The sequence below is a fragment of the Bordetella hinzii LMG 13501 genome, from assembly GCF_001548475.1.
In the GTDB taxonomy this organism is placed as follows: Bacteria; Pseudomonadota; Gammaproteobacteria; order Burkholderiales; family Burkholderiaceae_B; genus Bordetella; species Bordetella hinzii.
Window position 1 is genome coordinate 69,188 of record NZ_LRUJ01000022.1, and the last position, 7,120, is coordinate 76,307.

Below are 7,120 nucleotides of genomic sequence, written 5' to 3' on the forward strand. Positions count from 1 at the left end.
GACCGAAGTGGGCTTCATCTCAACTCCTTTCTGAAGGTTGCGTTTTCGCGCAGGCCTTTCCCTCGCATGCTCGCCGTACGTGCCACCCCCGCAGCACCACTTCCATGAGTCCTATTTCTTGGCCCTAACGCTCAGACCCCGCCGGACTTGGCTGATCATCTCGACGCTTTGCAAACCAATGGAATTTTCCGAAACCACTAGCGATTTCTCGAAATGGCTGCCTGCCGGCCGGAGACGTCGCCGTCATTCGGGCGAACCGCCCTGAGAGTCTAGCCATGAAGATCCGCCACACCGTTCTTGCCTGCCTGTGGCTCGCGCCGCTACATGTCTACGCCCAGAGCGTCGAAGACAACATCATGCGGTCCATACGCGAATCCGCCGAAAGCAGCGTCAACCGCAGCAAACAAGCCCAGGAAACCGCCGCTCAGGCCTATCGAAGCGTGCGCGCCGACACCCTGGCCGGGCTCGATCCGTCAATGCTCTACACCATCGAAGACCACTACACCGGCCCTTGGTCGGCGCCGGCCTTCGGCCCGCGAGCCGTGAGCCTGCTGGGCTCGGCCTGGCTGGACAAGCAGGGCGGCCTGCCCAGGCAGGCCCTGATAGAGGCCATCGCCAAGCGCATGGTGGATGACGACTATGTCTTCTTCCGCTTGCGCATCTCTCCGCGCACGGCCGCGAGTGGCCCGGAAATCGAACTGTTGCCGCAGACCGTCAAACTGCAGGACAACGGCCTGCAATTAAAGAACATCCTGCACCTGCGGGATGGCGCCTTCTTCAAATTGAGCCAACTCCGATTGGCGCTGTTCCAGCTGAACAACAGCGGCGAGTCCAGCTACCAGGCGGACGTCGCCCACGTGGGCGACACCATCTATGTGTCCTTCCGCGAGCAGCAGCGCTCGCGCCTGACGACCATTCTGAACATCAACAACTTCAACAAACAGGACCTCTACGGCTATACCGGGACGGCGTCCATCATCGGCGGCAATTTGCTCAACCTGAACGAAAGCCTGGGCTTGAGCTATAGCGGCAACCTGGCAAGCGTCGATGCTCGCAAGTTCACGTCTTATAGCGGGTTCTTTTCGGTCCCCGTACTGGGCATGGATCTCTCCATGGACTACAGCCAGTCCATGGATCGGACGCTGCTCCAACTGGACAGGGCGACACTGAAAGCGCAACGCAAGACCGAAACGCTGGGTTTCGGCCTGCGCGCCAACCAGCTCATCGGCAACACGCTCGCTCACTATGGCACACGCATCTATCAGAACAATTCGCGTTTTGATATCCACGATACCGTCATCCGCGCGCAGACCTATCGCTATACCGCGGCCGAGCTGTCCACCGGTTTCAGCCATCGGCAGTCCGCCTTCCATACGAGCGGCTCGGCCACCTTCACGCGCGCGCTTTCTTACAATGGCGCGGAACGCTTCAACATCCTGCGCGCGCATGCCGAGGTGGGGGACCGTTTGCCGCACAATCTGCGATACCGGGTCAGCCTGAACGCGCAGCACCGCCTTGGCGGCGGCGCGCTGCCCTCGTCCGAATTGTTCTATGCCAATTCACCGAGCCGCGCACGCCTGCCTTTTGACTTCTCGCCCGTCGCGGCCGACAACGGCGTATCGCTGTCATCGACCCTCTCGTACGACATTACCCATGCCGGCCTGCATCGCGGCTGGGTCGCCGTGGGCAATATCTCTCCCTTCATCGGCCTGGACCATGGCCGCGCCGATGGCGCCTACGTCACCAGCATGGCCGCGGGCGTGAATATCGCACTGGGGCAGAATGCCCTGCAGATCTACGCGCCCAAGGTCTTGTCGAGCAATGTCGGACACCGCGCGTCCGGCGGTGTTTTCATGACGCTGCAAGCGCAGTTTTGAGCGTCAACGGCCCAATGCCACACCCTCGCGGCGCGGGTCGGCGCCGCCCTCCAGCAGGCCCTCGCGCAGCATGATGCCCTGCACCCCGCTGGGGAAATCCACCAGCTTGACCTCATGGCCCAGGGCGCGCAGCCCCGGCGCCAGGGCCTGGAGCGCACTGCCGCGCTCCAGCTCGGTGGCGCGGTTGCGGCTGCCCATATTGGGCAGGTCGATGGCGGCCTGGATATCGAGGCCGCCGTCGATCACGCCCACCAGCGTCTTGGCGACATAGTTGATGATGGCGCTGCCGCCCGGAGAGCCCAGCGCCAGCCAGGGCTTGCCCGAGCGGAACACGATCATCGGCGCCATGGAGCTGCGCGGCCGCTTGCCTGCCTCGATGCGATTGGCGACCAGGCGCCCCTCCGGATCACGCCATGAGGACGAAAAGTCCGTCATCTCATTGTTGAGCAGGAAGCCATGCACGAAGATCTTGCTGCCGAAAGCCGATTCGATGGTGGAGGTCATGGAGACCACATCGCCCTGCGCATCCACCGCCACCAGGTGCGTGGTGGAAGGCACTTCAAAGGCATCGTCGCGCGCTCGCGCCAGCAGCAGGCCGGCCGGATCGCCGGGCAGCGCCTGCTTCATGCTGCGCTCGGGATGGATGAGCGCGGCGCGTTTGCGCAGATAGGCCGGGTCCAGCATGGCGGCCACCGGCACATCCACGAACTGAGGATCGGCCACATAGAAATCGCGGTCGGCAAAGGCCAGCCTGCCGCTCTCGGCGAAATAATGCACGGTCCGCAGGGATTGCGCGCCCGACAGCCGATAGGGCTCCAGCTGACCCAATATCTGCAGCACCGCCAGCGGGCCGCTGCTGGGCGGCGGGGGGCCGCACAGGCGATAGCCGCGATAGCGCCCGCAGACCGGCTCGCGCCGGACCGCCCGATAGCCGGCCAGGTCGGCCTCGCTCAGGTCGCCGGGCTGGGGATGGCCCCGCACCGCCGCCACGATATCGCGCGCGACCTGGCCCTGGTAGAAGGCATCCGGGCCTTCCTGGGCGATACGGCGCAGCAGGCGCGCGAATTCAGGATTGCGCAGCACATGCCCCACCGGCCAGGGCTTGCCCTGGCCGTCGAGGAAATAGCGCGCCGCGGCGGGCTGGGCGGCCAGCTGCGGGCTGTCCTTGATGAGGGTATGCAGCCGGGGCGACACGGCGAACCCCTGCTCGGCCAGCGCGATGGCGGGCGCGAATAGCTCCGCCCAGGGCAGCCGGCCGTGGTCGGCATGCGCCAGCGCAAGTCCGCGCAACAGACCCGGCGTGGCCACGGCGCGCCCGTTGTTGACCGCCTCGGCAAAAGGGATGGGCTTGCCGTCGCGCAGGAAGCGGTCCGGGCGGGCGGCGGCCGGCGCGGTTTCGCGGCTGTCATAGGTGACCAGCTCATGCGAGCCCGCGTCGTAATGCAGCATGAAGGCGCCCCCGCCTATGCCCGAAGACTGCGGCTCGGTGAGGTTGAGCACCAGCTGGGCGGCGATCACCGCGTCGACGGCGCTGCCGCCGCGGGCCAGCATGGCCTCGCCGGCCTGGCTGGCCAGCGGGTTGGCGGTGGCGATCATGTATTGGCGCGCCGTCACCAGGGACTTCGCCTGATAGCCGCTGCCGGCTTCCGGATTGACGTCCAGCGCCCAGGCCGGCGCCGCGGCCAGCAAGGCCAGGGCGGCGCCCGGCAGCAGGCGGGCAAGGACGGGGGATTTCGCGGAAAGATGGGACATGGAAGCGACCTCGGCTTGATGGCTAGGCGCCCATCTTAAAATGCAGCCCGCGCTTCCGACATAGAATCGGCCTTTTCCCCTCCCCCGGATCGCCATGCGCCTGCGCCACATCGAAATTTTCGAAGCCATCCGACGCACCGGCTCGCTGACCGAGGCGGCCGCCGCGCTGCACATCTCGCAGCCCGCGGCCAGCAAGCTGCTCGCGCACGCCGAAGCGCAGCTCGGCTTCAAGCTGTTCGAGCGCGTCAAGGGCCGGCTCGTCGCCACGCGCGAAGCCGACATCCTGACCCCTGAAATCGCCCGCCTGAACAAAGACCTGAACAGCGTGCGCCGGCTGGCGGCCTCGCTGCGGGAGAGCCCCTATGGCCACCTGCGGCTGGGCTGCGCGCCCGCGCTGGGCCTGGGCCTGCTGCCCGCCGTGGTGCGCGCCAGCCGGGATGCCCATCCGGGCCTGACCTTCGACATCCATACCCATCACAGCGCCGAGCTGGTGCAGGGCCTGCTGGCCCGCGAACTGGACCTGGCCGTCACTTTCGACACCAACGAGCATCCGGGCCTGACGCGCAGCGAACTGGGGCATACCTCGCTGGTGCACCTGAGCCGCCAGGCCGGCCAGGGGCCGGCGCGCCTGGCCGACCTGGCCGAGGACACGCTCATCGTGCTCGATGCCCGCGACGCCTCCGGATCGCTGCTGCAAATGGCGCTCGATGCCCAGGGCCTGGCGCCGCCGGTCGCCATCCAGGTGCAGACCCATTACGTGGCCTGCGCCTTGGCCGAGGCCGGCTGCGGCCAGGCCATCGTCGATGCCATCACCGCGCGCGCCATGCTGCGCCCCGGCATGGCGGTGCGCCCCCTGGAGCCGCCGCTGCGGGTGCCCATCTGCGTCATGACGCGCAGCCGCGATCCCCTGCCCACGCTCTATCACGACTTCGTCGACCGCCTGCGCGAGCAATGCCAGGCCCTGGACCGCGCCGGGCTGCCCGCCGCCCCGGCATGAGCGGACGAAAAAAAGCGCCGTATTCGCATACGGCGCTTTTCGTGGCGAACAGGCCGGGATCAGTCCAGCTTGATGTTCTGCTTCTTCACCACGTCGGCGGCCCAGTCGTACTGTTCCTTGATTTCCTTGGCGAACTCTTCCGGCGTGTTGCCCGAGGGCGCCGAGCCCTGGTCATCCAGCGTCTTCAGGACCTTGGGGTCCTTCAGGGCGACCACGGCCGCGTCGCGCAGCTTGTTGACGATGTCCATCGGCGTGCCCTTGGGCGCCAGCAGGCCATACCACACGGGCTGGTTCAGCACGGGGAAGCCGGCTTCGGCGAAGGTCGGGACATCCTTGATGGCGTCGATGCGCTTGGGCCAGGCGATCGCCATGGCGCGCAGCTTGCCCGCCTGGATCTGGGCCATCGAGGACGGCAGGTTGTCGAAGATCAGTTCGATCTGGCCGCCCACGGCGTCGGCCACGGCCGGGCCCGAACCCTTATAGGGCACGTGCACGATGTCGGTGCCGGTCGCCATCTTGAACGACTCGCCCATCAGGTGCAGCACGCCGCAGGTGCCCGAGCTGCCATAGGAATACTTGCCGGGATTCTTCTTCAGCTCTTCAAGAAAGCCCTTGAAGTCCTTGGCCGGGAACTTCGGGTTGACCGCCACCACGTTGGCCGTGTTGGCGAAGTTGGTGACGGGCTGGAAGTCCTTGATCGGATCGTAGGGCAGATCATTGGGACGGCAGGCCGGGTTCACGGCCATGGTCGACACCGTGGCGATGGACAGCGTGTAGCCGTCCGGCGCGGCGCGGGCGGCTTCGGCCGCGCCGATGGCGCCGCCGGCGCCGCCCTTGTTCTCGACCACCATGGGCTGGCCGAGCTCCTGGGCCATACGCTGGGTCACGATGCGGGCGATGATGTCGGTCGAGCCACCGGGCGCGAACGGGACGATCACGCGGATGGGCTTGTCGGGGTAGTTGGCCGCCTGCGCGCCGGCGGCGGCGGCAAAACCCACGGCCACGGCCATCGCCTGAACGAGAGTGCGTACTTTGATCATCGGTGTGTTTCCTCCTGATAGGCAGCGCCGCGCGTGAGCAGCGCCGATGTGCGGAATCGGCCGTCTGTAGACGGCCTGTGTCTGTGTGATTATTGGCGAACGCGATCTGCGTCTGTCACCGCCCGGGGGCCGGGCAGCGTGCGCTCGATTTCGGAGAATAGCAGCAAATTGCGGGCCCGCGGTAGGATTCAGCCTCCTCAAATACATAATGTGTTGCGCTGCGTCATGTCGGTCGCCCTGCTTGTCCTGCCGGATTTTCTTCTCGTCGCCCTGGGCTGGGCCTTGCGCCATAAGCTGGCTTTCACGCGCGAGTTCTTCGCCGGCTGCGAGCGCCTGGTCTATTTCGTTCTGTTCCCCGCCCTGCTCTTCCAGTCCATCCTGCGCACTCCCATCAGCGCGGGCAATGCCGCGCTGCTGCTGCAGTCCGCCTTCGCCATGATCGCGGCCGGCGCGGCGCTGTCCTGGCTGGCCGCGCCGCTGCTCAAGCCCGCGCCCCTGGCCCTGGCCTCGGCGGCGCAATGCGGCTTTCGCTTCAATACCTATATCGGGCTGGCCCTGGCGGCCAGCCTGAACGGCGCGGCCGGCCAGACCGTCATGGCCCTCATCATCGGTTTCGCGGTCCCCATGAGCAATATCGCCGCGGTCTGCGGACTGGCCCGCCACAGCGGCAACAAGCTGCTGGGCGAGCTGGCGCGCAATCCCCTGGTCGTCTCCACGCTGCTGGCCCTGGCCTGCAACCTCGCGGGGCTGTCCCTGCCGGGCCCGGTGGACACCGTGCTGGGGCGCCTGGGCGCGGCCGCCATCGCCCTGGGCATCCTGTGCGTGGGCGCCGGCCTGTCTTGGGAGGGCGGCCGGGGCCATGGCCGCCTGATCGGCTGGATGCTGGCCGTCAAGCTGCTGGCCATGCCCCTGGTCGCGATGGGCGTGGCGCGGCTGCTGCAGTTGCCCGCCCTCGAGGCCCGCATGCTGCTGCTCTTCGCCGCCCTGCCCACGGCGTCGGCCAGCTATGTGCTGGCCATGCGCATGGGCGGCGACGGCCGCATGGTGGCCGTCCTGCTGTCGCTGGGCACCCTGCTGTCGGCCGCCACCATCCCGCTATGGCTGATGCTGGGCTAGGCGCCCCCTAGCCTTTGGCGTTGGTCATGTTGCCCGGGACCACCCACTCGGCAAACTGCGCTTCGGTCACATGGCCCAGCGCCAGCGCGGCCTGCTTGAGCGACAGGCCTTCCTTGTGCGCCTTCTTGGCGATCTGCGCGGCCTTGTCGTAGCCGATATGGGGATTCAGCGCGGTCACCAGCATCAGCGAGCGCTCGACCAGTTCGGCGATGCGCTCGCGGTTGGGCTCGATGCCGCGCGCGCAGTGCGCGTCGAAGCTGGCCATGCCGTCGGCCAGCAGCCGCACCGATTGCAGGAAGTTGTGGATGACCAGGGGCTTGTAGACATTGAGCTCGAAA

The 7,120-nt window shown here is 66.9% G+C and carries 5 protein-coding genes and 1 pseudogene; 3 read left to right on the plus strand and 3 right to left on the minus strand.

Annotated elements, in window-relative coordinates:
• Positions 1–275 precede the first annotated feature (275 nt).
• Complete coding sequence (locus AXA74_RS15085; protein ID WP_029581518.1) at positions 276–1,877, plus strand: ShlB/FhaC/HecB family hemolysin secretion/activation protein; 1,602 nt, start codon at positions 276–278, stop codon at positions 1,875–1,877.
• A gap of 3 nt (positions 1,878–1,880) precedes the next feature.
• On the opposite strand, the gene ggt is transcribed toward AXA74_RS15085, so the two are convergent.
• Complete coding sequence (ggt, locus tag AXA74_RS15090; protein ID WP_032979130.1) at positions 1,881–3,629, minus strand: gamma-glutamyltransferase; 1,749 nt, start codon at positions 3,627–3,629, stop codon at positions 1,881–1,883.
• A gap of 94 nt (positions 3,630–3,723) precedes the next feature.
• On the opposite strand from ggt, the gene AXA74_RS15095 reads away from it, so the two are divergent.
• Positions 3,724–4,626, plus strand: coding sequence for a LysR family transcriptional regulator (locus AXA74_RS15095; protein WP_029581520.1), 903 nt, complete (start codon positions 3,724–3,726; stop codon positions 4,624–4,626).
• Between the two features lie 59 nt (positions 4,627–4,685).
• Here the strand turns inward: AXA74_RS15095 and AXA74_RS15100 are convergent, their stop codons facing one another.
• The gene (locus AXA74_RS15100; protein ID WP_029581521.1) at positions 4,686–5,666 is read right to left on the minus strand and encodes a tripartite tricarboxylate transporter substrate binding protein BugE; all 981 of its coding nucleotides are present in this window, start codon (positions 5,664–5,666) and stop codon (positions 4,686–4,688) included.
• Positions 5,667–5,813: 147 nt separating this feature from the next.
• On the opposite strand from AXA74_RS15100, the gene AXA74_RS15105 reads away from it, so the two are divergent.
• Positions 5,814–6,782 (plus strand): AEC family transporter, encoded by a 969-nt coding sequence (locus AXA74_RS15105; protein WP_032959524.1) that lies wholly within the window; start codon positions 5,814–5,816, stop codon positions 6,780–6,782.
• 7 nt (positions 6,783–6,789) lie between these two features.
• Here AXA74_RS15105 and AXA74_RS15110 read toward each other — a convergent pair.
• Positions 6,790–7,120, minus strand: a pseudogene (locus AXA74_RS15110) (class II fumarate hydratase); the annotation flags it as partial.

Bases quoted from the DNA above. Each gene is read 5' to 3' on its own strand.
- ggt (WP_032979130.1), bottom strand. From the start codon at position 3,629: ATGTCCCATCTTTCCGCGAAATCCCCCGTCCTTGCCCGCCTGCTGCCG.
- AXA74_RS15085 (WP_029581518.1), top strand. From the start codon at position 276: ATGAAGATCCGCCACACCGTTCTTGCCTGCCTGTGGCTCGCGCCGCTA.
- AXA74_RS15100 (WP_029581521.1), bottom strand. From the start codon at position 5,666: ATGATCAAAGTACGCACTCTCGTTCAGGCGATGGCCGTGGCCGTGGGT.
- AXA74_RS15095 (WP_029581520.1), top strand. From the start codon at position 3,724: ATGCGCCTGCGCCACATCGAAATTTTCGAAGCCATCCGACGCACCGGC.